At 36.3% G+C, this 26,507-nt stretch carries 24 protein-coding genes; 23 read left to right on the plus strand and 1 reads right to left on the minus strand.

Annotation, left to right across the window (positions count from 1 at the left end):
• The first annotated feature begins 29 nt into the window (after positions 1-29).
• From MST17_RS00370 to MST17_RS00480, 23 genes are all read left to right on the plus strand, one after another.
• Positions 30-1,148 (plus strand): glycosyltransferase, encoded by a 1,119-nt coding sequence (locus MST17_RS00370; RefSeq protein WP_180026196.1) that lies wholly within the window; start codon positions 30-32, stop codon positions 1,146-1,148.
• Positions 1,145-2,239 (plus strand): glycosyltransferase, encoded by a 1,095-nt coding sequence (locus MST17_RS00375; RefSeq protein ID WP_180026195.1) that lies wholly within the window; start codon positions 1,145-1,147, stop codon positions 2,237-2,239. The genes MST17_RS00370 and MST17_RS00375 overlap by 4 nt, the downstream gene beginning before the upstream one ends.
• Positions 2,236-3,375 (plus strand): glycosyltransferase family 4 protein, encoded by a 1,140-nt coding sequence (locus MST17_RS00380; protein WP_180026194.1) that lies wholly within the window; start codon positions 2,236-2,238, stop codon positions 3,373-3,375. The genes MST17_RS00375 and MST17_RS00380 overlap by 4 nt, the downstream gene beginning before the upstream one ends.
• 32 nt (positions 3,376-3,407) lie before the next feature.
• Entirely contained in the window at positions 3,408-3,947 is a 540-nt protein-coding gene (locus MST17_RS00385) for a serine O-acetyltransferase (RefSeq protein ID WP_180026193.1), read from the plus strand.
• A gap of 154 nt (positions 3,948-4,101) precedes the next feature.
• Positions 4,102-4,710, plus strand: a complete 609-nt coding sequence (locus MST17_RS00390; RefSeq protein ID WP_180026192.1) for a sugar transferase — start codon at positions 4,102-4,104, stop codon at positions 4,708-4,710.
• Positions 4,703-5,359 carry a NeuD/PglB/VioB family sugar acetyltransferase gene (locus tag MST17_RS00395; RefSeq protein WP_180026191.1) on the plus strand — a complete coding sequence of 219 codons (657 nt, stop codon included), beginning with the start codon at positions 4,703-4,705 and terminating at the stop codon, positions 5,357-5,359. Before MST17_RS00390 ends, MST17_RS00395 begins: the two co-directional genes overlap by 8 nt.
• 35 nt (positions 5,360-5,394) lie before the next feature.
• Positions 5,395-6,564 carry a DegT/DnrJ/EryC1/StrS aminotransferase family protein gene (locus MST17_RS00400; RefSeq protein ID WP_180026190.1) on the plus strand — a complete coding sequence of 390 codons (1,170 nt, stop codon included), beginning with the start codon at positions 5,395-5,397 and terminating at the stop codon, positions 6,562-6,564.
• A 60-nt stretch (positions 6,565-6,624) separates the two neighbouring features.
• Positions 6,625-8,487, plus strand: coding sequence for a nucleoside-diphosphate sugar epimerase/dehydratase (locus MST17_RS00405; protein WP_180026189.1), 1,863 nt, complete (start codon positions 6,625-6,627; stop codon positions 8,485-8,487).
• A 112-nt stretch (positions 8,488-8,599) separates the two neighbouring features.
• Positions 8,600-9,865, plus strand: a complete 1,266-nt coding sequence (locus MST17_RS00410) for an oligosaccharide flippase family protein (RefSeq protein ID WP_257223992.1) — start codon at positions 8,600-8,602, stop codon at positions 9,863-9,865.
• A complete protein-coding gene (locus MST17_RS00415; protein ID WP_180026188.1) occupies positions 9,862-10,722 on the plus strand; it encodes an ATP-grasp fold amidoligase family protein in 861 nt (286 codons plus the stop codon). The genes MST17_RS00410 and MST17_RS00415 overlap by 4 nt, the downstream gene beginning before the upstream one ends.
• A gap of 10 nt (positions 10,723-10,732) precedes the next feature.
• Positions 10,733-11,800 carry an NAD/NADP octopine/nopaline dehydrogenase family protein gene (locus MST17_RS00420; RefSeq protein WP_180026187.1) on the plus strand — a complete coding sequence of 356 codons (1,068 nt, stop codon included), beginning with the start codon at positions 10,733-10,735 and terminating at the stop codon, positions 11,798-11,800.
• A 5-nt stretch (positions 11,801-11,805) separates the two neighbouring features.
• Entirely contained in the window at positions 11,806-12,972 is a 1,167-nt protein-coding gene (locus tag MST17_RS00425) for a nucleotide sugar dehydrogenase (RefSeq protein WP_180026186.1), read from the plus strand.
• A gap of 27 nt (positions 12,973-12,999) precedes the next feature.
• The gene (locus tag MST17_RS00430; RefSeq protein ID WP_180026185.1) at positions 13,000-14,031 is read left to right on the plus strand and encodes a hypothetical protein; all 1,032 of its coding nucleotides are present in this window, start codon (positions 13,000-13,002) and stop codon (positions 14,029-14,031) included.
• 27 nt (positions 14,032-14,058) lie between these two features.
• Positions 14,059-14,994: a glycosyltransferase gene (locus tag MST17_RS00435; protein WP_180026184.1), complete on the plus strand. Its 936-nt coding sequence runs from the start codon at positions 14,059-14,061 to the stop codon at positions 14,992-14,994.
• Between the two features lie 18 nt (positions 14,995-15,012).
• A complete protein-coding gene (locus MST17_RS00440; protein WP_180026183.1) occupies positions 15,013-15,666 on the plus strand; it encodes a glycosyltransferase family 32 protein in 654 nt (217 codons plus the stop codon).
• Positions 15,667-15,673: 7 nt separating this feature from the next.
• Positions 15,674-16,588 (plus strand): glycosyltransferase, encoded by a 915-nt coding sequence (locus tag MST17_RS00445; protein WP_180026182.1) that lies wholly within the window; start codon positions 15,674-15,676, stop codon positions 16,586-16,588.
• Entirely contained in the window at positions 16,585-17,733 is a 1,149-nt protein-coding gene (locus MST17_RS00450) for a glycosyltransferase family 4 protein (protein ID WP_180026181.1), read from the plus strand. The genes MST17_RS00445 and MST17_RS00450 overlap by 4 nt, the downstream gene beginning before the upstream one ends.
• Positions 17,730-18,350: a sugar transferase gene (locus tag MST17_RS00455; protein WP_180026180.1), complete on the plus strand. Its 621-nt coding sequence runs from the start codon at positions 17,730-17,732 to the stop codon at positions 18,348-18,350. Before MST17_RS00450 ends, MST17_RS00455 begins: the two co-directional genes overlap by 4 nt.
• A 24-nt stretch (positions 18,351-18,374) precedes the next feature.
• Positions 18,375-19,250: a UTP--glucose-1-phosphate uridylyltransferase GalU gene (galU, locus tag MST17_RS00460; protein ID WP_180026179.1), complete on the plus strand. Its 876-nt coding sequence runs from the start codon at positions 18,375-18,377 to the stop codon at positions 19,248-19,250.
• Positions 19,251-19,262: 12 nt separating this feature from the next.
• The gene (locus tag MST17_RS00465; RefSeq protein ID WP_180026178.1) at positions 19,263-20,516 is read left to right on the plus strand and encodes a nucleotide sugar dehydrogenase; all 1,254 of its coding nucleotides are present in this window, start codon (positions 19,263-19,265) and stop codon (positions 20,514-20,516) included.
• Positions 20,516-22,189: a glucose-6-phosphate isomerase gene (gene pgi / locus MST17_RS00470; protein WP_180026177.1), complete on the plus strand. Its 1,674-nt coding sequence runs from the start codon at positions 20,516-20,518 to the stop codon at positions 22,187-22,189. The genes MST17_RS00465 and pgi overlap by 1 nt, the downstream gene beginning before the upstream one ends.
• Positions 22,182-23,198 carry a UDP-glucose 4-epimerase GalE gene (gene galE / locus MST17_RS00475; protein WP_180026176.1) on the plus strand — a complete coding sequence of 339 codons (1,017 nt, stop codon included), beginning with the start codon at positions 22,182-22,184 and terminating at the stop codon, positions 23,196-23,198. Before pgi ends, galE begins: the two co-directional genes overlap by 8 nt.
• Positions 23,199-23,381: 183 nt before the next feature.
• Entirely contained in the window at positions 23,382-24,824 is a 1,443-nt protein-coding gene (locus MST17_RS00480; RefSeq protein WP_180026175.1) for a capsule assembly Wzi family protein, read from the plus strand.
• A 106-nt stretch (positions 24,825-24,930) separates the two neighbouring features.
• Here MST17_RS00480 and MST17_RS00485 read toward each other — a convergent pair whose 3' ends face one another.
• Complete coding sequence (locus MST17_RS00485; RefSeq protein WP_180026174.1) at positions 24,931-26,301, minus strand: phosphomannomutase CpsG; 1,371 nt, start codon at positions 26,299-26,301, stop codon at positions 24,931-24,933.
• Between the last annotated feature and the right edge of the window lie 206 nt (positions 26,302-26,507).

Raw genomic sequence — 26,507 nt, forward strand, 5'->3', positions numbered from 1 at the left:
CTCCCATTTCATAAAATTTAGGTCTGATTATGTTGAATAAAGTCATGTTCTTTTTGCCAAGCTTGGGTGGTGGCGGTGCAGAACGTACGGTCATTCAACTGGCGAACAGCTTTGCTGAACAAGGACTCAAAATTCATTTAGGCGTATGTGATCTGAATGGCGACAAAGCCAAACTGTTACCCGAAGTCAGCCCGAAAATTGAATTGGTCAATTTTAATTGTGGTCGGGTGATGAATAGCATCACGCCTTTAAAAATAAAAATGAAAGCTGAGCAATACGACTGCTTGGTTGCAACGCAAACCCATACCAATATTGTGGCAGGCATTGCAAAAAAGCTTGCAGGTGTTGCAACGCGATTGATCTTCCGTGAAGTATCGACACCGTCCAAAAATATGAAGTTGCAAGGTGTGGCTAAATTTGTGCTGAAAACTTTGGTGAATTGGACCTACCCCATGGCACAGCAGGTGGTCTGCGTCTCTAAAGGGGTTGAAGCCGATTTTCGTGAATATTATGGCTATAAAAATAATAATCTGAGCACGATTTATAACCCTGTATTGGACGATGCCTATTTTGAAAAGCTTAAAGCGCCAGTCACACACAAATTTTTGAACGATGACCATAAAGTGATTTTGGCAGTGGGGCGTCTCACTGAAGCAAAGAACTTTGGTTTTCTGATTCGCTCTTTTAAAGCCTTGCATGATCAACATCCTGAAACTCGATTATTGATTTTAGGTGAGGGCGAACTGCGTGCAGAGTTTGAGGCTCTAGTTGCTGACTTGGGTTTAAAAGACGTGGTGGATTTGCCGGGCTTTGATTCAAATCCATATGCTTATTTTAAATATGCATCGCTATTTGTTTTAAGCTCCAATTGGGAGGGTTTACCGGGCGTTCTCATTCAGGCCTTAGCTTCTAAAGTCAAAGTAGTGAGTACCAACTGTCCAAGCGGGCCAATGGAAATTTTAGAAAACTCCAAGTTTGGTTTATTGGTTGAATGCAATGATCAGGTAGTTTTAACTCAAGCCATGCAACAAGCAATTTTTGCAGATTATGTGCAATATCAAAATGTTGATTTTGAAATGCATATTCAGCAGTTTCATAAGCAAACCGTACTTAAGCAGTATTTCCATATGATGGAGTCAGCAACATGAGCAAACCATTAATGCTACATGTGATTACCAACTTTGCAGGCGTGGGTGGTGCTGAGATGATGCTGGCTCGCTTAATCCAGCAAACTGAACATGACTATCAGCATGTAGTTATTGCATTGATGAAAACCTCTGAGGTTTATCAAAGTACTTTAGATCGTTGTCAGGCGCATTATGCACTGGGTTGGAATGGCATAAACACACTGGGTACGGTGAGTAAGCTGCGTGCATTACTCAAAAAGCTGCAGCCTGCAACGGTGCAATGCTGGATGTACCATGCCAATGTGTTGACCAGTCTCAGTGTTATTGGTTTAGCGAAAAAACCAAAGGTCGTATGGGGTATTCATCATTCTCTTGCTTCTCCTAAAGATGAATCAATCAGCACCAAGATTGCCTTGGGCATAAGCAAAATGCTGTCACAGCAACCTAGTGCTATTATTTATTGTGCGCATTCGTCTATGCAGCAGCATCAGGCCTTCGGCTTTAAAAATGGCAATAGCCAAGTGATTGCCAATGGTGTTTTTCTCGATAAGTTTCAGCCAAATTTACAGTTAAATGAACCAACCGTGATTGGTTTTGCAGGACGTTATCACACCGCCAAAGGTTATCCGTATTTGTTTGAAACCATGGGTTTACTGAAAGATAAAAACATCATCTTTAAAGTCGCAGGTAGTGGTGCAAGCTTAGATAACGTGGAAGTGAAAGCTTTATTTGAGCAGTATCAGTTAGATACTCAAAAAGTGCATTTGCTTGATCAAATCTCGGACATGCCTGCTTTTTATCAATCCATTGATGCATTCCTCATGACCTCAATTACCGAAGGTTTTCCGAATGTATTGGTCGAAGCCATGGCATCAGGTTTGCCGTGTATTAGTACCGATGTTGGCGATGCCAAATATATTGTGCAAGATTTAGGAAGTATCGTTCCACCACGTAACGCGCAAGCTTTGGTAGATGCGATTTTAGCCTATACACAAAAATCTGAAGCAGAAAAACAAAGCTTAAAACAGGCGACGCGTGAACGGGTAGAACAGAATTTCAGTATTGAAACTGTCAGCCGTCAATATATGCAGGTGTGGAGCCAACAGGCATGAAGTTTTTAATGATCAGCAGTTTTTTGCCTTCTGTTTTAAATTTCCGCGGGAAACTATTGGAAGCCATTCATGCGCAAGGCTATGAAATTCACGTTATGGCGCCTGAGTTTGCAAACTTTCCTGAAGAACAGCAAAAACTGCAAGCCCTTGGCTATCATCTGCATGAGATTCCAATGCAGCGCACGGGCACTAATCCATTGGCTGATTTTAAATTATTAAAACATCTCTATCAGCAAATTCGTCAAATTCAGCCTGACTATGTGCTGTCCTATACCATTAAACCGGTTATTTACGGTACGCTTGCGGCTTGGCTTGCGAAAGTACCGCATCGTTTTGCTTTAATTACAGGTCTGGGCTATGCCTTTCAAAATGTGGAATCTGGCAAGCGTAGTCTGTTTCAAAAGCTGGTGCATGGCTTATATGCCCAAGCGCTCAAACGTAGCGATAAAGTCTTTTTTCAAAACCCAGACGATTTAAAGCTATTCCAAGACATGCATTTGCTTGATGCCAATAAACCAACGGTGGTGGTGAATGGTTCAGGGGTGAATGTGCAAGACTTTGATGTCATGCCTTTACCCAAAAATGAACAAGGGCAGGTCAAAGCCTCATTCTTACTCATTGCACGCCTTTTGGGTGATAAAGGCGTACGTGAATATGCTGAATCGGCACGTATCATCAAAGAAAAGCATCCTGAAGCGGAATTTCAATTGGTCGGTTGGATTGATGATAATCCATCTGCTATCTCGCAATCTGAACTCGATACATGGATTGCAGATGGTCGCCTCAAATATTGGGGCAAGCTCAGTGATGTCCGTCCTGCAATTGCGGAAAGTTCCGTGTATGTGTTGCCATCTTATCGTGAAGGCACGCCACGTACGGTATTAGAGGCAATGGCTATGGGACGGGCGATTATTACCACTGATGCACCAGGTTGTCGTGAAACGGTATCGCACGGTGTGAATGGTTATTTGGTTGGAGTGAAGTCTGTAGATGATTTGGTGCAAAGCATGCAGTATTTTATTGAAGATCCAAAACTGATTGAGTATATGGGACAGCGTTCGCGAGAAATTGCGCTGAATAAATATGATGTGCATCAAGTGAATAAGCACATGATGGCTGAAATGGATATTCATTAAAGGCGATTTACCCAATTTTAGAGACGATCTAGATGACCTTAAAATATATAAAAAGTGATTTATACCGTTATACCGGTCATGTCAGTTTGAAAACCTTTTTGAAAACTTATTTTTTCAATCGCGGTTTTAATTTTTCATTTTGGCTGCGTTTAGCCAGCGCGCAAAGTGTGTGGGCAAAACTGGCTTATCCTATTTATTATTATAAAAAAAAGCAGTACGGCATAGATATTCATACCACAACTCAAATTGGATATGGCTTGTTTATTGGGCATGGCGGGCCGCTAGTTGTTAACCCTACGACTGTGATTGGCAATAATGTAAACTTATCGCAATTTACCACCATTGGTGCAAATGGCGGCCGTCAAGCTGCAGAAATTGGCGATAATGTTTATATTGGGCCCAATGTCTGCATCATTGAGCATGTCAAAATTGGCAAGAATGCCACTATAGGTGCAGGAAGCGTTGTGACAAAAGATATTCCTGAAAATGCAACTGCGGTGGGAAACTATGCGAAGGTGATCAGCATGAATAATCCGGGTCATGCAGTTAATCGTCGTTGGACAGATCTCTAAACGGCTATATGGTTTGGCTGCTTTTAGAATGGGGAATACTTGAATCCCTGTGATGTTGAAATATTTTACAAATCTGATGGCTTTGGACAGGGTATAATCATTGCTAGAAATGAATATTGACTCCGCCATTTTTATCTAACCTCAAGAGTGAACCATGTTAAAGCGCTTATTGGATATTGTGATTGCATCATCTGCGCTAGTGCTGCTGTCTCCTGTATATGCTTTTGTGGCATATAAGGTGCGAAAAAATTTGGGTTCACCCGTGTTGTTCCGTCAGGTGCGTCCGGGGCTCAATGGCAAACCTTTTGAAATGATCAAATTCCGCAGTATGAAAGATGCGGTTGATACACAAGGTGATTCCTTGCCCGACAGTGAGCGTTTAACACCCTTTGGTCAAATGCTGCGTTCCAGCAGTTTGGATGAAATGCCTGAACTGTGGAATGTGATTAAAGGGGAGATGAGTATTGTCGGACCACGACCACTGCTGATGGAATATTTACCCCTCTATAATGAGCAACAAGCCAAACGTCATAACGTGCGTCCGGGCATCACAGGGTATGCGCAAGTGAATGGTCGTAATGCCATTTCATGGGAAAAGAAATTTGAGCTAGACACATGGTATGTCGAAAACCGTTCATTATGGCTCGATTTTAAAATCATGCTGAAAACGGTGCAGAAAGTATTGTCTAAAGATGATATTAGTGCCGAAGGTGAAGCGACCATGAGTAAATTTACGGGTACTTCGGAGCCTAAAGATGACTAAGCTCTATGCAATTTATGGCGCTTCAGGTTGCGGGCGCAGTTTAATGCCTGTCGCGCGTCAGCAATTGGCACGTCAAGGTGATGCGTCCGAAATTATCTTTATCGATGATGCGTTAACAGACATTGCTTCGGTCAATGGTCATCGTGCCATGAATTACCAAGCATTTCTCAATGAATTTGCATCGACAAAATACGTGCAAATCGCGATTGCCAATAGTCATGTACGCGAAAAAATCGCCCAGCGTTTAGAGATGGATGGCATTCACCTTTGGTCGATCATCGCGGACAATGTAGTTCTAATGGATCAGCTTGAGCTCGATGAAGGCTCTGCTTTAAGTCCATTTGTCAGCATTGGCTCCAATGTCAAAATCGGCAAGTGTTTTCATGCCAATTTATACAGTTATGTCGAGCATGATTGTGTGATTGGGGATTTTGTTACTTTCGCGCCAGGCGTAAAATGCAACGGCAATATTCATATACACGCGCATGCCTATATTGGCGCGGGTGCAATGATTAAGCAGGGCACACCTGATCAGCCTTTAGTGATTGGTGCAGGTGCGATTGTGGGTATGGGTGCTGTCGTGACTAAAAGTGTACCCGCAGGCGTCACTGTGGTGGGTAATCCTGCCCGAATTGTGACTTCAAAATAGATTTTTAAACTCGATTTTTAGACTGGGAAAATTCCATGTTAAACAGTGCATTTGAGCCTTGGCCAAGCTTTACCCAAGCAGAAGCCGATGCGGTGTCAAAAGTCCTATTATCCAATAAAGTGAATTATTGGACAGGTCAGGAATGCCGTGAATTCGAAAAGGAATTTGCACAGTTTGCAGGAACCAAGCATGCGGTTGCCGTTGCCAATGGTACTGTGGCACTTGATTTAGCCCTCAAAGCTTTGGGTATTGGTACAGGTGATGACGTGATTGTCACCTCACGGACTTTCTTAGCTTCAGCAAGCTCAATTGTGACTGCGGGTGCCAATCCGATTTTTGCTGACGTTGAACTGGATTCACAAAATATCTCACGCCGTACTATTGAAGCGGTGATTACCCCAAACACCAAAGCCATTATTTGTGTACATTTGGCAGGTTGGATGTGTGATATGGATCCGATCATGCAGTTGGCTGAGGAAAAAGGCATCTTTGTAATTGAAGACTGTGCCCAAGCACATGGCGCTATGTACAAAGGTAAATCGGCAGGTTCAATTGGTCATATTGGTGCGTGGTCATTCTGCCAAGACAAAATTATGACCACAGGCGGTGAAGGCGGGATGGTCACCACCAATGATGAAGGCCTTTGGAAAACAATGTGGTCGTATAAAGATCACGGCAAAAACTTTGATAGCGTGTATAACAAGCAACATCCACCGGGCTTCCGTTGGTTGCATGACTCATTTGGCACCAACTGGCGCATGATGGAAATGCAAGCCGTGATTGGTCGTTTACAACTCAAACAAATGCCTGAATGGACGGCAAAACGTAATGCCAATATGGCGCGCATCCAAGCCGTATTTGAAAACAGTCCTTACTTTACCGTAGCGAAACCATCTAGCGACTATGTACATGCCGCTTATAAATGCTATGTGCAAGTCAATGTTGATGCTTTGCCAGAAGGCTGGTCACGTGACCGCATCATGGCGGAAATTTCATCTCAAGCTGTTCCATGCTTTAGCGGTTCATGTTCAGAAGTGTATTTAGAAAAAGCCTTTGATGGCACAGCTTGGCGTCCAAAACAATCATTGTCAAATGCAAAACAACTCGGTGAAAGCAGTTTGATGTTCCTTGTACATCCAACATTGTCGGATGCCAGCCTACAAAAAACAGTGGATGCTATTACGCAAGTCATTGCAAAAATCTAAACCTGAAAAGCGCGTATAATATTAGGCGCGAATATTCCTTTGACCTGATTCGAGCACGTTGTGAAAGACATTATCCGATCTATAGCATCATTACCGCGTCGCCAAAAGCAAATTGTTTTGGTGTTGATGGATATCTGTGTTTTACCGTTGATGATGTGGCTGGCGTATGCCATTCGTTTGGCGCGTCCGAATGTACAGGTCATGCAAGGCTTAGACGCTTGGTATATCTATGTCGGTCTTTTTGGCATTGCTATTTTTGCTTTACTTGGGATTTACCGCGCAATTGTCCGTTCATTTAATGAAGACTACTTACTGCGGATATTAATTGGGACATTTATTCAAATCGTGGCCTTGTATACGATTAAAAAACTCAATGTCGCATTTATTCCCATGAGTATTCCGCTGATGTATGGCTTTATGCTGTTTTCATACATGTGGTGGAGCCGTGCCGTCATTCGCTACGCTACTCTTAAAACTTTTGCCAAAAAGCAAAGTCGTAAACGCGTGGCAATTTATGGCGCAGGGCTGGCAGGCCAGCAAATTGCCGCCGCTTTAAACCGTTCAGATGACTATTTACCCGTGTGTTTTATTGACGATAAACGTTCTTTACATGGACAGTCGCTGAGCGGTTTAAAAATTTATTCACCCAAAAAAGCGCAAGCGAAACTTGGAAAATTTGGCATTGAAGAAGTTTTGCTGGCAATGCCTTCTGTAGGTCGAACCCGTAAAAAAGAGATCATTGAATCTTTTGATTCGGCAGATGTCAAAATTATGGAGCTGCCAGGGGTAACGCAACTGGTGGATGGGCAAGTCCAAGTTTCAGATATTCGCGAAGTGGATATTATTGACTTATTAGGGCGTGATCCTGTACCGCCGAAACCTGAACTGTTAGAAAAAAATATTAAAAATAAAGTGGTCATGGTGACAGGAGCAGGGGGGTCGATCGGCTCTGAGTTATGTCGTCAGATTGTGAAGCATCAGCCGAAATTGCTGGTGCTGTTTGAAATGTCTGAATTTGCTTTGTATTCAATTGATCGTGAATTGCAGGCTTCTGATATACAAATTATTCCAGTGCTAGGTTCTGTCACCAATCAGCAAAAATTAGAACGTATTATTCAAGAGTACAAAGTGCAAACAGTTTATCATGCCGCAGCTTATAAACATGTACCACTTGTTGAAGCAAACCCATTTGAAGGTATTTATAATACGTCCATTGGCACACAGCGTAGTGTAGATGCAGCGGTGAATCAAAATGTTGAAACTTTTGTTTTAATTTCAACCGATAAAGCGGTACGTCCAACCAATGTGATGGGGGCGTCTAAACGCATGGCAGAATTGTATTGTCAGGGCCTAGCGTCGACGAATCCAAAAACGCAAATCAGTATTGTACGCTTTGGTAATGTACTTGGTTCGTCAGGTTCTGTCGTCCCTTTGTTTAAAAAGCAGATTGCTCAAGGCGGGCCTGTTACAGTAACGCACCCAGAAGTTACGCGTTATTTTATGACGATTCCTGAAGCAGCTCAGCTCGTGATTCAAGCAGGTGCGATGGGGACAGGTGGTGATGTATTTCTGCTTGATATGGGCGAGCCAGTTAAAATAATAGACTTAGCTAAACAAATGATTCGTTTGAGTGGTTTTCGAGCAATCGATGAAAATGGTATAGGTGATATTGAGGTACAATTTACAGGTTTACGTCCGGGTGAAAAGCTATATGAAGAGTTGTTAATTGATGCTGAAAATGTTGAAAAAACAGAGCATGAGCGGATATTAAAGTCTTTTGAGGAGTTTTATGAATATAATAAAGTATTTATTATATTTAATAATTTGGAAGAGATCGTTAAAATTGAAAATAAGATTAAGTTATTGTATTTTTTTAAAAAACATGTAGAAGGATATATAAATAAGACTACAAATATTTTTTAAAAGTAAAGACAATATTGGTCTGATTAACTATACTAATGCGAAATTATTTTTGTGAATGTTCAAAGGAAACTAAAAAATTATGATTGTTTGTATCTTGGAGTAGAATTTTGTGATGAAAATGATATTTTCTAACAAGATTTTTTCTAATTCCTTATGGATGATGCTTGAAAAAGTTATTTCCATTTTTGGCTTAATTTTTGTGAATGCACTTATGGCCAAATATATTGGGCCTGAAAATTTTGGTAAATTGGCTTTCACCACTTCTATCTTTTTATTCGTACAGACTTTGGCATGGTTTGGTGCTCAAAATATTTTATTTAAAAGATTTAGCCAAAATGCTCAATCTGGATTGAAGCTAGCTATATCCACACAAAAAATGCGACAATTTTTGTGTGTGTTAGTGTCTGTAATCGCTCTTTTTTATTTATGGCTGTATACAGATCCGCTCACATTTATATTTGGTATAGGCAATTTTATAGCAAGCTATTTTATAGTGAGTGATTTTTACACGACTTATAATAATAGTCAGTTAATATCCTATGTGAATGCTATATCAAACACCATTGGTTTAGCTGCAGCATTAATTTTAAGGTTTTTGCTGGTGTTTTTTGAAGCTGAGCCTTACACTATGGTTTATCCAATTGTTATAATTGCATTTATTCCATATTTACTCAGGAAAATTTATTACCATCAGAAAAACAAGAAAATTTATGTTGCACATACGCAAAAATATAATAAATATTTATTTTTAACGGGTAGTAGTTTAGTTTTTTCAACGCTTTCGATTGTATTTTATACACAAATTTCAAATATATTTTTAGCGAAGTTTGTATCATTTTCAGAATTAGCTATTTATAACGTGGCCATGACTTTAGGTGGAGCATGGGGTTTTGTAAATCTTGCTTTAATTACAAGTTTTTTTTCCAAAATTTATGAAGAAAGGCAATTTGAAGCTCAACAAAAGATTTTAAAGCAATTACATATTATTGTTCTTCTAATTTCAGGTTGTGCACTCTTAGGTGTATTTTGGTTAGGCGAATGGATCGTTGCATGGCTATATGGGGCTGAATATAGTCTATCGTCAAATTTACTTCCTTATATTGTTATTGGTACAGCATTGTCAGCACTGGGTACAATTAGTTATCGTTATATGATTGTATTTAATGCTTATAAATATTTAGCTATAAAAATGTTTATTATGGCTATTTTAAGTGTGTTAATGTCATATTTTTTAATTCTTCAATATGGTGTTTTTGGCGCAGTAATTTGTTTTGTAATGATTGAACTTATTTCGTTAACAATAGCGAATTATTTTTTTAAAAATTCAATTATTTTAAAAATGCATGCAAATATTCTATCGGGTAAGTTATTCAAATGAAATATCTCAGATTTTTATCATTAATCTCTCCAAAACTACATACAAAAATTCTTTTTTTATTTATTTTTAAAAGATGGTTGTTTTTGTCAAAGAGTAAAGTAAAAACATTGAATGAAAAAATTCAATGGCTTAAGTTTAATGAATACCATAAAAATATCTATACTAAATGTGCAGATAAATATTTAGCTAGAGAGTATGTTGCTGAAAAAGGTTGTTCAGAAATTCTAAATCCTTTGATTGCTAATTATAATAATTTTGAAGAAATTGACTTTGATAAATTGCCTGAAAAATTCGCATTAAAATGTAATCACGGTGCAGGCTTTAACATTATTGTTGAAGATAAAAATCAATTAGATCGAAAAAATATTAAGTTAAAACTTGATGACTGGATGAAAACCGATTTTTCATTGTTTAGTGCAGAGCCACACTATAAAAAAATTCCTAGAAAAATTATTTGCGAGGAGTTCTTAGTTAACGAATTGGGGCAATTTCCAGATGACTACAAGTTTTACTGTTTTGATGGAGTGCCAAAATATGTAATGCTTTGTCAAGGTCGTAAAAATGCAGAAACTAAATTTTATTACTTTGATATGGATTGGAATTTAGCTCCTTTAAGTAATGATTCTTTGGATGCAATTAATCAAAACATAAAAATAGAAAAACCAATTGCATTTGATGAGATGAAAAAATATGCATATAAGCTTTCATCAGACTTTAAATTCGTAAGAACTGATTTTTATCATGTAAATGGAAAAGTGATTTTTGGCGAGTTAACTTTCACACCATCAGCAGGATTAGATAGAGATAGGTTGAAAAAAACAGATTTACTTTTAGGTAATTTATTAAATTTAGGTTAAAGGAATATTTATGAATATTTTGATTATAGGTTCAGGGAATTGTGGTATTACATATGCTGCAGATTTAACATTGAAAGGTCATAAAGTTTCTTTGCTTAAAAGCTCGTCTAGAGATTTTGATGTTAAAACAAAATATATTATTGAAAATAATAATACTTTATTATATAAAGATGATGGTAAATCAAAAAAAGTAAGTATATCTAAAATCACTAATTCATATGATGAAGCATTTTTGGAAGAAAGAGATATTATTATTATATGTTCTCAAACAAATTATCATGAGGAAATAGTAAAAAAAATAAAACCTTATATTGTTAATACTGATGTGGTTTATATCCAACCTGGATATGCATCAACTGCATATTTTATAAAAAATAATATACAATGCACAATTGTAGAAGCGCAAAGTTCACCAATTGATTGTCGTGTTACAAGTAATGGTGAGGCTGAAGTGTTGTTTAAAAATGTTAGAAATCCTATAGGCATCTATCCAAAACAAAATTTAGATACTGCTAGAATAAAACTTGATCAATTGGATTTCAATTTTGTTTATCTCAAAAATATTTTTGAAGCTGCTTTACATAACCCTAATCTGATTGTACATACTATTGGTGCAATTATGAGTATTCCGAGAATCGAATATTCAAAGGGGGATTATTGGATGTATAAAGAGGTTTTTACCCCTAGTGTTTGGAACTTAGTAGAAAATTTAGACCAAGAAAAAAATAATATACTTTTAAGTTTAGGACTTCCTATACTTAGTTATGTAGATGCATGTAAATACAGGAATTTCCATGATCTCACAATTGACTCCAAATCAGCTTTTTTTGATTATGCAATGAATCATTCTCCAAAAGGCCCTGATATTAGTAATTCTAGATATATTACTGAAGATGTATCACAGGGCTTAGTTTTACTAGAATCTTTAGGGAAATTGTTAAGCGTAGAGACACCATTAGTTACATCACTTATTAATTTAGCTAACTTCTCATTGAACAGAGATTTCCGTGTAGATGGTAGAACAGTTGAAAATTTGGGATTAACAGCCGAATTAATAAACCTTCTGGTAAAGGAATAAATATTTTGAAAATTACAGTCGTTGGAACAGGCTACGTAGGATTGTCAAATGCTGTTCTTTTTGCGAGGCAGTATCAAGTCATCAGTTTGGATATTAATTCTGCTCGTATTGATCTAATTAATCAGAAAAAGTCGCCCATAGCAGATGACTATATTGAACAAGCGTTAAGTGAGCAAAAGTTGACTTTAACCGCAACTTTAAATGCTGAGGAAGCATATAAAAATGCCGATTATATTATTGTTGCGACGCCAACCAATTATGATGCGGAAACGAATTATTTCGATACATCATCGATTGAAAGTGTGATCGCTCAAATTTTACCGATCAATAGCACGGCAACAATTATTATTAAATCCACAATTCCAGTGGGATATACTGCACAATTAAAAGAAAAATTTAAAACCAATCAAATTGTATTTGCACCAGAGTTCTTACGTGAAGGAAAGGCACTTTATGATAATTTGCATCCATCTCGAATTATTGTGGGTGAAAAATCTGAACGTGGTGAAAAGATTGCTCAACTTTATTTAGATGCAACAATCGAGAAAAATGCGCCAACACGTTGCATGGATTCGACTGAAGCAGAAGCGGTAAAGTTATTTTCGAATACTTATTTAGCAATGCGAGTGGCTTATTTTAATGAGCTTGATACTTACTGTGAAAAAAATAATCTAAACAGTTTAGATATTGTCCAGGGTGTGAGTTTAGACCCACGAATTGGAAACCATTATAACAATCCTTCATTTGGTTATGGTGGATATTGTTTACCAAAAGATACTAAACAGCTATTAGCAAACTATAAAGGTGTACCACAAAATTTAATTCAAGCGATTATTCATTCAAACCAAACACGTAAGCAGTTTATTGTTAAAGAAATTTTGAAAAAACGCCCTAATGTCGTGGGTGTTTATCGTTTAACCATGAAAGCGGGTTCAGATAACTTCCGTGATTCTGCAATTCAAGACATTATGCGTGAGTTGAAAGAATACAATATTGAAGTTGTAATTTATGAACCAACATTGAATGTTGAGCATTATGAAGGATATTCAATCCAAAATAATTTAAATGAATTTCTAAATATTTCAGATGTAATTTTAGCGAATCGTATGAATGATGATTTAAAGGAAGTGCAATGTAAGTTATATACACGTGATTTGTTTGGTAATAATTGAAACTAAATAACTTAGTGGGAAATCTAGTTGAAAAAAATTAATTTAAAAATTAGAGAAGAAGCATTATTCGCATATATAGTAGTCTTATGCTTTTTTTGTAGTATTATATTTTCAAGTTATATTTTTTTAATTCTTGTTTTCGCTCTGAGTTTGAAAGAGCTGTATAAGACGAGATTTATTGTTATATTTTTGTTTGTTTTTTCAATATATTTTTTAGTTCTTGGTTTTGATACATTTAAATACTTTTTATTGATGTGTTTGTCAATAATACTAGTTTCTGAGAAATTTAAAAATAATCCAAAGATTTTATTGCAAGCATATTCTAATGTTTGTTTAATTTGTTTAATATACTTAACAACACTAGACCAAAAGTATGGTGATATTTCAAGTGTTTTTCAGTTTAAAGATAGATTTTGGCCAGTAATAAAAAATGGAGAAGAATTAAATCCAAATGCAGTGGGTATTTATAGTTCAATTTGTGCATTGGGTTATTATGTTAATAGAAATAGATTTATAATGTTAATCCCTATTTTTTTTCTGTTAGCTACCCAATCTAGATCAGCAATAATGTTTTTTTTGATGAGTGTAGCAATATTTAATGGAATTAAAATTTTAAATTTAATATCATACTTTTTATTACTTATGATTTTTTTATATGCTTTGTCAGTTACTGGTGTATTTAAGAGGTTTGTAGAGGATGGTGAAAATGGAAGATTGGAACGAATTTTTCATTATTCACAATATATTAAAGAAAATTATATTTCTGGGATGGGGTATAGTCAGTATATAGATGTTGTAAAAAATGTGGGTTCTTTAGATAATTTATTTTTATCAGTTAATTTGGTTTATGGTATTTTTGGTGTATTTTTCTTAATTTTAATCTGTTATTCATTTTATAATAATAAGATGGATGAAAATTACAAAATTAGACTTGGTCTATTTTTATCATTTTTTGCTTTAGGTTTTTTGGAGGGCTCTTTTGCATTTAATCATTTATTATGGATTATTTTTGCATTATCATTCAACTCATTTAGTTCTTTTCAGGGCAAATTTAGGTAAAATATTACATTATATTAGGTTAAATAGATGAAATTAAGTATTATTGTTCCAATATATGGAGTTGAGTGTTATATAATTGACTTTGCAAAAAGTTTATTTCCTCAATTGGATGAAAGGGTAGAGCTTATTTTAATTAATGATGGTACTAAAGACGAATCATTTATAAAAATAAAAAAATTTTATCAAGAATACTATTTAAATAAGCTAAACGTTATTTTTTTGGAGCAAGAAAACCAAGGGCAAAGTGTGGCAAGGAATTTTGGTATAAAAATTTGCAAGGGTGATTATGTTACATTTTTAGATCCTGATGATATTGTTGCTTCAAATTATATTTTAAAAATTATGCCTGCGCTTAATAATAATCCAGATATGATTCAATTTAATGCTAAGGTTTTTTCTAAAGATATTAGTAACTTTGAAAATTATATAATTTTGGCTAAAGATACTGAATTCATTAATGTAAATAAAAAAAATATAATTAATATTTATAAAAAGAATTTTTGGTTTTCGTGGTTGAGAGTCACAAAACGTGAATTTTTAACAGATAATTTTTTTCCTAAAAAAGTCAATTATCAAGATATGATGGCTTTTCCTCAGATTTATAAATCCATAAATACTATTCAAAATTTAGAAGAATTTTTGGTTTATTATAGGGTGCATCAGTCGAGCTCTGTTAATATTTTTAGTCCTAAACTTATTAAAAGTGCTGATTATGGATTGAAAATGTATGAGGGTTGCAACGACTCATTTGATCAATTAATTTATCAGCAGTTTATTGATTTAAGATTTAATTTAACTATTACTTCATCTGGTTTATTATTTGCTTATAAGTGGTATTATTTTGATATATATAAAAATAAATATTCTAAATATTACTCTAGTGTGCTGAAATTAGTTTTTACATTTTTAAAGTTTTTTGTAATATTGATTTACAGAAATTTTAAACAAAAAATTGGATTGTGAGATTGTGAGAATTTATTTATGATTCCGAAGAAAATACATTTTTGTTGGTTTGGGCCAAATGAATATTCACCATTGGTTGAAAAGTGTATGCGTTCATGGAGTGATAAGCTAAAAGATTGGGAATTTATTCTTTGGAATGAAAAAAATTCTCCTATGGATCACCCTTTTGTAAAAAAAGCCTTACGTGAAAAAAGATATGCTTTCGTAGCTGATTATGTAAGATTTTATGCCTTATATAACTTTGGTGGTATTTATTTAGATACTGATATGGAAATTATAAAGGATCTTACACCACTATTAGATAATGATTTTTTTGTAGGGTCTGAAACTTCTAAAAAAATTTGTATGAGTGCTGGCATAATTGGATCGGTAGAGAATAATCCTTTTTTATTTGATGTTTTAAAATATTATGATACTTTAAATTATTATAGAACTTCACCAAACATAATGGATTATATTTTTTCTCTTAAAGATTATAAAGGGATAAATATTTATAATTACAAATATTTTTATCCATATAATCCATATGATGAAGATAAAAAAGTTAAGCAATTGTTTTTTTCTGACATTTCAAGCGAAACTTTTGCCATACATCATTGGAATTTTTCATGGAAGTTAAACTTTTTCCAAAAAGTTTTAGATTTTATAAAAAAGAAATTCAAATTAAGTTGATTTTTATATGATAAAATTAGCAATATTAAAGCCAGAATTATGTTATGGCCCTGAAATATATGCCTTGCATAACATTATTCTGAAATCTTTTACTTCTGAAATTTCTTCAGAGGTAATAGATTATCAATCTTTTTTAAAACGTCAGAATGATTTTGATATTGTATATAGAATGATGGGTTATTCACCTATGATTTTTAACTCAATTGATATTCCTGAAATTCATGACTATGCTTCTATTTCTACTGGTAAATTTATTGGTTTAAAGAATTTCATTAAAAGAAATTTCCAGAAAAAGCCAGTATTCCGGACTTTTCTAAACCAAAATGTGATGACCGTTTTTAATTTTAGGGATAATGTTCCATTCGGTTTTCGTGATATGGGTGTTAATGAATCATTCTTTGATACATATGATTTTGATTTTTTTGGGAAAAAATTTGATTTTTGCTACGTTGGTGATATTTCTAAAGAAAGAGGAATTGATAGCCTTATTGAATTTTTTAAGAAGACAAAATTAAAAGTATTATTAATCGGAGATAATAAATTAGGCTTAAATGATTGTGAAAATATAGTATTTAAAGGGCGTGTTAATAACGATGAGATTCCACATTTAATGAATCAATCTCGGTTTGCTATTAATCTTGTTCCTGATGTTTATCCTTATAATATTCAAACTTCGACTAAGCTTTTAGAATATTTGGCTATTAATATTCCAGTTTTATCTAATCGTAATTTTTGGGTTGAAGATTTTGTAATTGAAAATAATATTTCCTTAATTTTTTTTGATGATTTTAATGCCTTAAATAAAGATTTTTATAGTTTTTATGAGGAAAGAAGATCTCAGAGCTATTGTCAAGTAAAAAAATGGGAAGATGTTTTTTTAAATTCAGGCTTGATAGATTTTTTGAGGAATTTTAAAAAATGAATAAGGTTATCTTATTAATAGGCACAACTGCATCAAATCTATATTTATTTCGCAAAGATTTTATTCTATCTTGTATCAATAAAGGTTATCAAGTTTATGCATTAGTATCTGAATATGACGATTACTGGATAAAAAAAATTCAAAAATTAGGTGCTGAAGTAATCACATATCAGCTTAGTAGAAGTGGTTTAAATCCTTTCAAGGATCTTAAATCAATGGTTGAGTTAAAGCGATATATTAATCAGTATAATCCGGATATTGTATTCTCATTTTTTACAAAACCCGTTATTTATGGTTCTCTTGCGGCCAAATTAGCAGGATCACCAAAAGTCATTGGTATGATAGAAGGGTTAGGTTCTCCTTTCACGGAGCACCCGACAGGCCAATCATGGAAGATGAAAATGATTCGATTCTTTCAGGTCACATTATATAGAATTGTATTTCCATTTTTAGATAAAATTATTTTTTTAAATGAAGATGATCCTAAAGATTTGATAAATAAAAATAAAATATTTCACAAGAAAAATGCAGTTAATGTTTTAGGAGCAATTGGCTTAGATCTTAAAGATTATCCATTCCAAAAATGGGATGAATCTAAAGATATTACTTTTATTTTTGTGGCACGTTTATTGGCAGAAAAAGGTATTTATGAATATATCCAAGCTGCTAAATTGGTTAAAGCTCAATTTCCAGATGTTAAATTTAAAGTAATTGGTGGTCTCGATTTAGAAAATCCATATGGCTTATCAAAAAAAGAGCTAGATCGGTTAGTTGCTGAAGATATCATTATTTATCCTGGTTTTGTAACGAATGTAACAGAGCATGTAGCAGATAGTGCAGTCTTTGTTTTACCTTCTTATTATAGAGAGGGGGTTCCACGCAGTACGCAAGAAGCTATGGCTATAGGACGTCCTGTTATTACTACAGATGTGCCTGGATGCCGTGAAACTGTAGTCGATGGTGTAAATGGCTTTTTAGTTCCTAAGTGGAATGTAGACGCATTGGTTGAAAAAATGTGTTATTTTATCGAAAATCCAATCCAAATTAATCAAATGGGTCATGCGAGTTATACTATTGCTTGTGAAAAATTTGATGCTCAAAAAGTTAATGAAAAGTTGATGAAAATTATAGGATTAAATAAATGAAACGACTTACAGATATTGTTATTGCAATAATAGCACTTATTTTGTTATCGCCTATATTTATTTTAGTTGCAATAAAAGTTCGTAAAAATTTGGGTTCTCCAATTTTTTTCTTGCAAGAGCGTCCTGGTAAAGACGGCAAGCTTTTTAAAATGATTAAGTTTCGCTCTATGAAAGATGCAGTCGATAAAAACGGTGAACCGTTGCCAGATGAACAGCGCATTACACCATTCGGCCAGAAACTACGCTCTACCAGTTTGGATGAAATGCCACAGCTCATTAATGTATTAAAAGGTGATATGAGTATTGTTGGACCACGTCCTATGCTGAAAGACTTTGTAGCATTATATTCACCAGAACAAGCACGTCGTTTGGAAGTTAAACCCGGTATGACTGGCCTAGCTCAGGTAAGTGGTCGAAATGAACTTGATTATGAAGAGCGCTTTAAATGCGATGTATGGTATGTAGATAACCATAATACTTTGGTTGACTTTAAAATCATGTTCAAAACAGTCGGTGTGATGACCAAACGAGAAGGTATTAATGCACCGGGTCATGTAGGTCCTTCTTTATTTCAAGGAAATGATCCTGAAAAAATTAAAGATAAAATCAAGTCATAAATTTTTATTAGTGAACTATTTGTAATGATCAAAAAAGCCATTCTCCCAGTTGCAGGTTTAGGTACGCGTTTTTTACCTGCCAGTAAATCTATTCCCAAAGAAATGGTCACCGTGGTTGACCGACCAGCGATTGAATATGTAGTTAAAGAAGCAGTTGCTGCTGGTATTGACCAGATTATTCTTGTTACCCATTCCTCAAAAGCATCCATTGAAAACTATTTTGATCGTAACTTTGAGCTGGAAACCACTCTAGAACATAAAAAGAAATTTGATTTACTCAAAGAAATCACTGAAATTTTACCGCGACATGTCAGTGTTATTAGCGTACGTCAACCACAGCCACTTGGTTTAGGTCATGCTGTACTGTGTGCTAAAGCTGTAGTAGGTGATGATGATTTTGCTGTGCTATTACCAGATGTTCTTGTAAAAGATTCATCAGAAACCAATGATTTGAGTTTAATGATTCAACGTTTTGATGAAACCCATGCATCACAAATTATGGTGGAAGCTGTACCAGATCACATGGTAGATCAATATGGCATTGTGGATGTAGTTTCTATACCTGCCGAAGGGCATAGCATTCAAATGCAAGGCATTGTCGAAAAACCTGCTGTCGGCGCTGCACCATCCAACTTATCGGTAGTGGGTCGTTATATCTTACCTACTAAAATTATGCAATTGCTTGAAAACACAACTAAAGGGGCGGGGAATGAGATTCAGCTGACCGATGCAATTGCAGCTCTGCAAGCGACCGATACGGTGGAAGCCTATCGCATGAAAGGGCAAACCTTTGATTGCGGCAGTAAATTAGGCTATCTCAAAGCGGTTTTACATTATGGCGTAGACCATCCAAAATTAGGTGAGGAATTTAAAGCGTTGATTAAAGAACTAAAACTATAAAAAGAGATTGATATGAAGGTTGCAGTATTTGGACAAACACTCTTTTCAAGTGTATTTGCTGCTTTGCTAGCAGAATGCGGTCATCACGTTTTTTGGTATGAACCACTGAAAACATATGAAAGTGAACCAATGTATATGCAAGATGAAGCTGTAAAAAATCTACTCAATAAACAACAACGTAGTTTTTTAAAATACTGCAACTTTAATGATATTCCACTAGATGTAGATGCTTATTTCTTCAGTTTTAACCCTGTTGAAGAAGTGCAATGTATTGAAATTCTTCAAAACATCAAACAACGTCCCATTATTCACCCTAAACTGATGATCAATGCGTCCACTTTAGGGCTGCATGGGACTGAAAAGTTTGTAAAAATTTTACATGAAGATGACTGGATATATTTACCTGACATGATTCAGGAAGGAAACGCTTTGCAAAGCTTTGCCCAAGCCAAGCAGTTGATTGTTGGGGCTGCATCTGACGTTGCTCAAATTAAAATTAAGGAACTCTTACGCCCTTTATTTCCACGTCAGCAGCAATATTTATTTATGCCCATTTTAGATGCCGAATTTACCAAGTTGAGTATCTCCGGCATGTTGGCGACACGGATTAGCTATATCAATGACTTGGCAATGGTTGCTGAAAAGTTAGGTATTGATATTGAGTCAGTTCGTCAGGGGATGGCAGCGGATAACCGTATTGGTGGATCTTATCTCTATCCAGGGGCAGGTTTTGGTGGAGAAAACTTTTCACATGATATTCAAACCCTAACGCATACGGTGTCAGGTGTGGGTGCAAATAGCCAATTACTTGCACAAGTTTGGGAAATTAATGAGCAGCAAAAAGAAGTTTTATTCCGTAAATTATGGAATTATTATCGTGGTGATTTAAAAGGGAAAACTGTTGCGATATGGGGTGCTGCATTTAAAGAAAAAACGTCCAGTACGCGACAATCTCCTATACATGCCATGTTGGCAGCACTATGGGCTCAAGATGTAAAAGTTAAATTACACGACCCTCAAGCCTTGGATGAAATTAAAAAAATATATGGTGAGCGACCTGATCTTATATACTGCATAGAGCAATATGAGGCAGTGCAAGATGCACATGCTTTGTGTTTATTGACTGCATGGAAACAATATTGGAGTCCTGATTATCCTCAATTATTAAAAACCATGCAGCATCCGCTTATTTTGGATGGGCGCAATATTTATGATCCAGCATATGTGAAGTCTCAAGGTTTTGCATATATGGGGGTAGGACGTTAATGGCTATGAAAACTCAACCCTATACGGTCGAATATTTAGATTCAGTTTTAGGCAGTCTTCATAGTTTGAAAACTGAATTTGAAAATAAGCATTTAACAGAACTCTTTGCTGAAGACCCTCAGCGATTCGAAAAATTCTCTGTGACTTTAGAGCCGGCGGTTTTTGATTTTAGTAAACATAGAGTCAATCAGCCCGTTGTCAAAAATCTAGTCCAGTGGGCACAGACACAAGATTTAACCTCGTGGATAAAGCGTTTATTTTCTACTGAAGAAATTAACTATACCGAACAGCGTGCAGCCATGCATTGGGCGCTGCGGTTGCCAAAACAGGATTCGCAGCATCCTAAAATAGCTGCTCAAGTCCATACACAACTTGAGCGTATGTATGCTTTGGTAGAAAAAATTCATGCTGGTCAGTGCCGCGGCGCAACTGGTGAAGTCATTCAAGATGTGGTCAATATTGGGGTCGGAGGGTCAGATTTAGGACCGCTGATGGTGAGCCATGCCTTATCTGATTTCAAAAAATCCACATATAAGCCACTCAGTGTACATTTTGTGTCGACTATTGATGGTAGTCAGCTTTCAGATTTATTGCATCAACTTCGCCCCGAAACCACGCTGTTTATTATTTCTTCAAAATCGTTCGGGACCATTGATACCTTATCCAATGCGCAAACAGTACGTTTATGGCTTGAAAAAGCACTTGGACAAGAATCACAAATTTTAAAGCATCATTTTATTGGCGTATCTACTAAAGCAGATAAAATGACCGAATGGGGCATTGCAGCTGAAAACCAATTTTTGCTCTGGGATTGGGTCGGCGGTCGCTATTCACTTTGGTCATGTATTGGTTTACCGATTGCACTGACGATTGGAGTTGATGGCTTTAAACAACTGTTAGCTGGCGCATATGCGGTAGACCAGCATTTTCAGACGGCACCTTTCGAACAAAATATTCCTGTATTAATGGGCTTATTAGGTGCATGGAATAATAATTTCCTTGATATTCAGACCCATGCAGTACTGCCATATGATGGGCGTTTGAAATATTTCGCCTCTTATTTGCAGCAGTTGGAAATGGAGTCGAATGGTAAATCGATTCAGCGTAATGGTCAAAAAGTGGATTGGGATACTTGCCCGATTATATGGGGGGAAGTGGGACCGAATGCTCAGCATGCTTTTTACCAATTGCTACATCAAGGCAGTCAAGCAGTGAGTTGTGATTTCATTGCGCCCGTGCAGCGCTATCAGGCCCAACAATTTACCTATGTCGATAATGCAGAGGCGCTGGTGGAACAGCATCATTTGGCCTTATCCAATTGTTTGGCTCAATCGCGCTTACTGGCATTTGGTAATCAGGCTTTTGATCAACAGGAAGTACAAGATTTGCCGGAATATAAACAATATGAAGGTAATCAACCAAGTTCAACCATTTTATTGCAAGAGCTAAATCCATATAGTTTGGGCATGATGATCGCAATGTATGAACATAAAGTTTTTGTACAGTCGGTGCTTTGGAATATTAACCCGTTTGATCAATGGGGTGTAGAAAAAGGCAAAGAAATTGCCAATCAGCTACTTCCAATATTAAATGGTGATCGAAAGGATATTTCGGATTTAGATGGTTCAACGCAAGGCTTACTACAAATATTATTAGGAAAAACCAATGGCTAAAATTTTAGTAACAGGTGGTGCAGGTTATATTGGTTCACATACTTGTATTCAACTTTTGAGCGCAGGGCATGAGGTTGTTGTACTGGATAATTTGTCCAACAGTTCTGTCGAATCTTTAGCACGTGTTCAAGCGTTGGCAGCTGAAAAATTAGATTTTGTTGAAGGTGATATTCTCGATCAGCAAATTTTAGATCAAATCTTTAAAAGTCATGCGATTGATGCGGTGATTCACTTTGCAGGCTTAAAAGCTGTGGGTGAAAGCCAAAAAGAGCCACTAAAATATTTTGAAAATAATATCTCAGGTTCTATTAGCTTAGTTAAAGCGATGGAGCGTGCTCAAGTCTTTAAGTTGGTCTTTAGTTCATCTGCAACCGTTTATGATGAAGCCAATATTTCACCCTTGAATGAAACCATGCCTACAGGTATGCCAAGTAATAACTATGGCTATACCAAACTGATTGTCGAGCAATTACTAGAGAAATTATCGGCTGCAGATGAGCGCTGGTCAATTGCATTGCTGCGTTATTTTAACCCTGTAGGGGCACATCAAAGTGGTCAAATTGGTGAAGACCCACAAGGGATACCCAATAATTTGATGCCTTATGTCACACAGGTGGCAGTCGGCCGTCGTGATAAGTTGTCAATTTTTGGCAATGATTATGACACGGTAGATGGTACAGGTGTGCGTGATTATATTCACGTGGTTGATTTGGCCAATGCACATTTATGCGCATTGAATCATCGTTTAAAAACGCAAGGATGCCGTGCTTGGAATATTGGTACAGGCAATGGGATTTCAGTAAAACAAATTCGGGATACTTTTGAGAAGGTAAATGGTGTTGAGATACCATTTGAATATGTACCTCGTCGAGAAGGTGATGTTGCAACTTCATTTGCTGATAATGCCCGTGCTGTCGCAGAGTTAGATTGGCAGCCTCAATATGGTTTAGAAGATATGTTGAAGGATAGCTGGAACTGGCAAAAGCAAAATCCAAATGGATACAACTAAGATTTAAATTTAGTGTGTAAATTCATTAAAGACAGTATGGCAAATTTTGTATTTGTCATACTTCTAACTATTTAACTTAAGTATTGAATCATGTATTGATTGTGCAAAAATGATGATAGATCTTATCTTTTGTTTGAAAAAAATCGTTATCATATGTGAAAGATAAATTGACTGAAATAATATATGAAATATCAAGCTCTTAGGGTTTTATCATTTGCCATTTTTTCTTCTCTAGCTCTGCCGGTTTACGCTCAAGGGATCATTTTGAATAATAATGATCTACGTACAGATCTAAATTGGCTGAATCAGCAAGGTGTGATCCAAATCAGCACTTCGACTTGGCCATTGAGTAGTGAAGAAATTCAGCGTGCATTATCTACTGCCAAAATTGAAAATAATGCTCAGCAGAAAGTTGTCAATTCGGTTATGGCAAATTTAGAAGCAGAAAATACCTCTATTAAGCTCGCTTTATTTGCTGAAACAGATCCACAGAACATCCCGCAAAAATTTGCAGATGAGCAAAAATCGCAATATCAAGCGGCCCTTGAATTGAATGCAGGTGGAACGCAGTGGGATGCAAGACTGCGAGTGAATACTGAAAAAGATCCAATCATTGACCATGGACATGATGTCAATTTAGAAGGTTCTTATATTGCAGGAAAATTGTGGAATCAATGGTTGATTGCGGGACAAATCCCAACCTATTGGGGACCTGGACATGAAGGAAGCCTAATCCGTGGTGATGCGAGTCGCCCTGTTTATGGTTTTACTATGCAAAGAGCGGAACAACAGGCCTTTGAAACAAAGTGGTTGTCTTGGATTGGACCTTGGCAATATCAAGCTTTTGCAGGTCAATTAGATGATTATCATGCAATTCCAGACGCCAAACTATTAGGATTTCGTTTAACTGCACAGCCATTGCCGTACTTGGAGCTTGGTGCTTCTCGAATTCTTCAATGGGGAGGTGAAGGGCGGTCAGAAAGTTTTGACTCATTATGGAATGCGATTAAAGGGAATGACAACTTTGATGATGGTGCTCTAGATAAGTCTAATCAAATTGCGGGTTTTGATGCACGCCTTAATTTAAACCGCTGGAGTGGTGTGCCGATTAGCCTTTATGGGCAATATGTCGGTGAAGATGAAGCTGGGCTTCTTCCTTCAAAAAAAATGTATTTAGCAGGTATCGATTATTCTTCACAATTGAATAATTTACCTTTGCAGGTGTATGCGGAATGGGCTGATACTCGAACCAATGGCGACGTACAAGGTATTTCTTATAACCATCGTAACTATAAGGATGGCTATTATCAACACGGCTTCCCGTTAGGGCATGCCATGGGCGGGGATGGTCAAATGCTAAGTCTGGGTGGAGACATTCGCTTTGATGTTATGAATCGCTTAAATGGGCGAGTAATGGTGGCAAAAGTTAATCAATCAAATTCGATAAATAATCATGCATTTACTCAAAAAGATGAAATTAAAGCTTTAGATCTTACTTGGACACATTACTTAAAACCGAATGCGCCATTGAAAATGAATGGATGGGTGAGTGATTCTGATGTCTATGGTCAAGATGCGGGAGTATCTATTGGAGTCGAAATTCCATTGGATCGTTCATTATTTTAATCAGTTGTCAGCTTAAATAGAATTTCTTTCTAGTTGAGCTAAGAAAAAAACCATTCAACTTAATGAATAAGTTGAATGGTTTTTTTTATTGGAATGCAGAACAATACTAACCTTGAATCAGCTGTGTTAATTCATCCACATAGTCTTGCATCGGTTTCGGATTTTGATCTTTTCGGCTTTCAATATTTAAACGTAAAAGTGGTTCAGTATTCGATGCTCGAACATTGAAGCGCCATGCACCAAAATTTAGACTGACACCATCCGTTTCATCAATCGCAGGATTTTGATCGGCAAAGTGATCAAAAATCTTTTGAATGGTGGCTTGAGTATCCGCAACTTTAAAATTGATTTCGCCCGAACAAGGGAACTTTTCAATCATACCTTCAACCAGTGAAGACAATGTTTGCTGGGTTTCTGAGAGTACAGAAATTGCCAATAACCAAGGAATCATACCGCTATCACAATAAGAGAAATCACGGAAGTAATGATGTGCTGACATTTCACCGCCATACACTGCATTGTGCTCACGCATTTTTTCTTTAATGTATGAATGCCCTGATTTAGACTGAATCGCTTCACCTTGGTACTGTTCAATGACATCAAAGGTATTCCAAACCAGACGAGGGTCATGCACAATTTTCTCACCAGATTGTTTCAGTAAGAATGCTTGTGCCAATAGACCGACAATATAATAGCCTTCAATGAATTGGCCTTTCTCATCAAATAAGAAGCAGCGGTCAAAGTCGCCATCCCAAGCGATACCCATATCTGCATGATGTTCAATCACCGCATTACGGGTGCTGTCACGGTTTTCAACTAAAATCGGGTTGGGAATACCATTCGGGAAGGTGCCATCGGCATCGTTGTGAATTTTGACAAATTCAACAGGCATATTGAACTGTTTAAATTTTGCTTCAATGGCATCAACCACATGGCCCGCAGCACCATTACCAGCATTCATGACTAATTTGAGTGGGCGAATTTTGGCAGGATCAATATAAGACATTAAATGATCAATATATTCAGGAAGAATATTGTATTTTTCAGTTTTGCCTTTTGTGGTAACTTCATTAAAGTTGCCTGATTCAGCCAATAAACGAATTTCTTTTAACCCTGAATCCGCTCCAATCGGACGTGCATTTTCACGGACCAATTTCATGCCGTTGTAGTCCATTGGATTGTGGCTCGCAGTAATTTCGATACCACCTTGCACATCTAGATGAAAGGCACCGAAATAGACTTCTTCAGTCCCTGTCATGCCTAAATCTAATACATCAACACCCGCATCATTTAAGCCTTTGATGGTGGCTTGTTTTAAATCTTCACTGCTGAGGCGGATGTCGCAGCCCATCACAATCTTGTTTGGTTGATAAATTTGCCCATACGCACGACCAATTTTATAAGCAATCTCTTCATTGAGTTCTGTACCAAGTTTGCCGCGAATGTCATAGGCTTTAAAGCAAGTTAGTTTTGTCATGTAATCCTGCAATATCCCTCAAAAAAGGAAAAGATATAAATATATATTTTAAAGATGAGCATCTGATATACACATCTCAGCTAAGCATTTTAACAGCCTGAATAGGTCTTTATTCAAAAATTACCGATAGACATCCTTTATGGGAAAAATACTTCAATGTTTACAGTATATGCCATCAATAAATGATATATCTACCGCATGATTTT

The sequence above is a fragment of the Acinetobacter sp. YH16056_T genome (assembly GCF_024605895.1).
GTDB lineage: Bacteria > Pseudomonadota > Gammaproteobacteria > Pseudomonadales > Moraxellaceae > Acinetobacter > Acinetobacter amyesii.

Coding starts and splice junctions, on each gene's coding strand:
- MST17_RS00415 (WP_180026188.1), top strand. CDS start 9,862: ATGAAATATCTCAGATTTTTATCATTAATCTCTCCAAAACTACATACA.
- MST17_RS00435 (WP_180026184.1), top strand. CDS start 14,059: ATGAAATTAAGTATTATTGTTCCAATATATGGAGTTGAGTGTTATATA.
- MST17_RS00390 (WP_180026192.1), top strand. CDS start 4,102: ATGTTAAAGCGCTTATTGGATATTGTGATTGCATCATCTGCGCTAGTG.
- MST17_RS00375 (WP_180026195.1), top strand. CDS start 1,145: ATGAGCAAACCATTAATGCTACATGTGATTACCAACTTTGCAGGCGTG.
- pgi (WP_180026177.1), top strand. CDS start 20,516: ATGGCTATGAAAACTCAACCCTATACGGTCGAATATTTAGATTCAGTT.
- MST17_RS00370 (WP_180026196.1), top strand. CDS start 30: ATGTTGAATAAAGTCATGTTCTTTTTGCCAAGCTTGGGTGGTGGCGGT.
- MST17_RS00420 (WP_180026187.1), top strand. CDS start 10,733: ATGAATATTTTGATTATAGGTTCAGGGAATTGTGGTATTACATATGCT.
- MST17_RS00455 (WP_180026180.1), top strand. CDS start 17,730: ATGAAACGACTTACAGATATTGTTATTGCAATAATAGCACTTATTTTG.
- MST17_RS00445 (WP_180026182.1), top strand. CDS start 15,674: ATGATAAAATTAGCAATATTAAAGCCAGAATTATGTTATGGCCCTGAA.
- MST17_RS00400 (WP_180026190.1), top strand. CDS start 5,395: ATGTTAAACAGTGCATTTGAGCCTTGGCCAAGCTTTACCCAAGCAGAA.
- MST17_RS00465 (WP_180026178.1), top strand. CDS start 19,263: ATGAAGGTTGCAGTATTTGGACAAACACTCTTTTCAAGTGTATTTGCT.
- MST17_RS00385 (WP_180026193.1), top strand. CDS start 3,408: ATGACCTTAAAATATATAAAAAGTGATTTATACCGTTATACCGGTCAT.
- MST17_RS00380 (WP_180026194.1), top strand. CDS start 2,236: ATGAAGTTTTTAATGATCAGCAGTTTTTTGCCTTCTGTTTTAAATTTC.
- MST17_RS00485 (WP_180026174.1), bottom strand. CDS start 26,301: ATGACAAAACTAACTTGCTTTAAAGCCTATGACATTCGCGGCAAACTT.
- galU (WP_180026179.1), top strand. CDS start 18,375: ATGATCAAAAAAGCCATTCTCCCAGTTGCAGGTTTAGGTACGCGTTTT.
- MST17_RS00480 (WP_180026175.1), top strand. CDS start 23,382: ATGAAATATCAAGCTCTTAGGGTTTTATCATTTGCCATTTTTTCTTCT.
- galE (WP_180026176.1), top strand. CDS start 22,182: ATGGCTAAAATTTTAGTAACAGGTGGTGCAGGTTATATTGGTTCACAT.
- MST17_RS00440 (WP_180026183.1), top strand. CDS start 15,013: ATGATTCCGAAGAAAATACATTTTTGTTGGTTTGGGCCAAATGAATAT.
- MST17_RS00450 (WP_180026181.1), top strand. CDS start 16,585: ATGAATAAGGTTATCTTATTAATAGGCACAACTGCATCAAATCTATAT.
- MST17_RS00395 (WP_180026191.1), top strand. CDS start 4,703: ATGACTAAGCTCTATGCAATTTATGGCGCTTCAGGTTGCGGGCGCAGT.
- MST17_RS00410 (WP_257223992.1), top strand. CDS start 8,600: ATGAAAATGATATTTTCTAACAAGATTTTTTCTAATTCCTTATGGATG.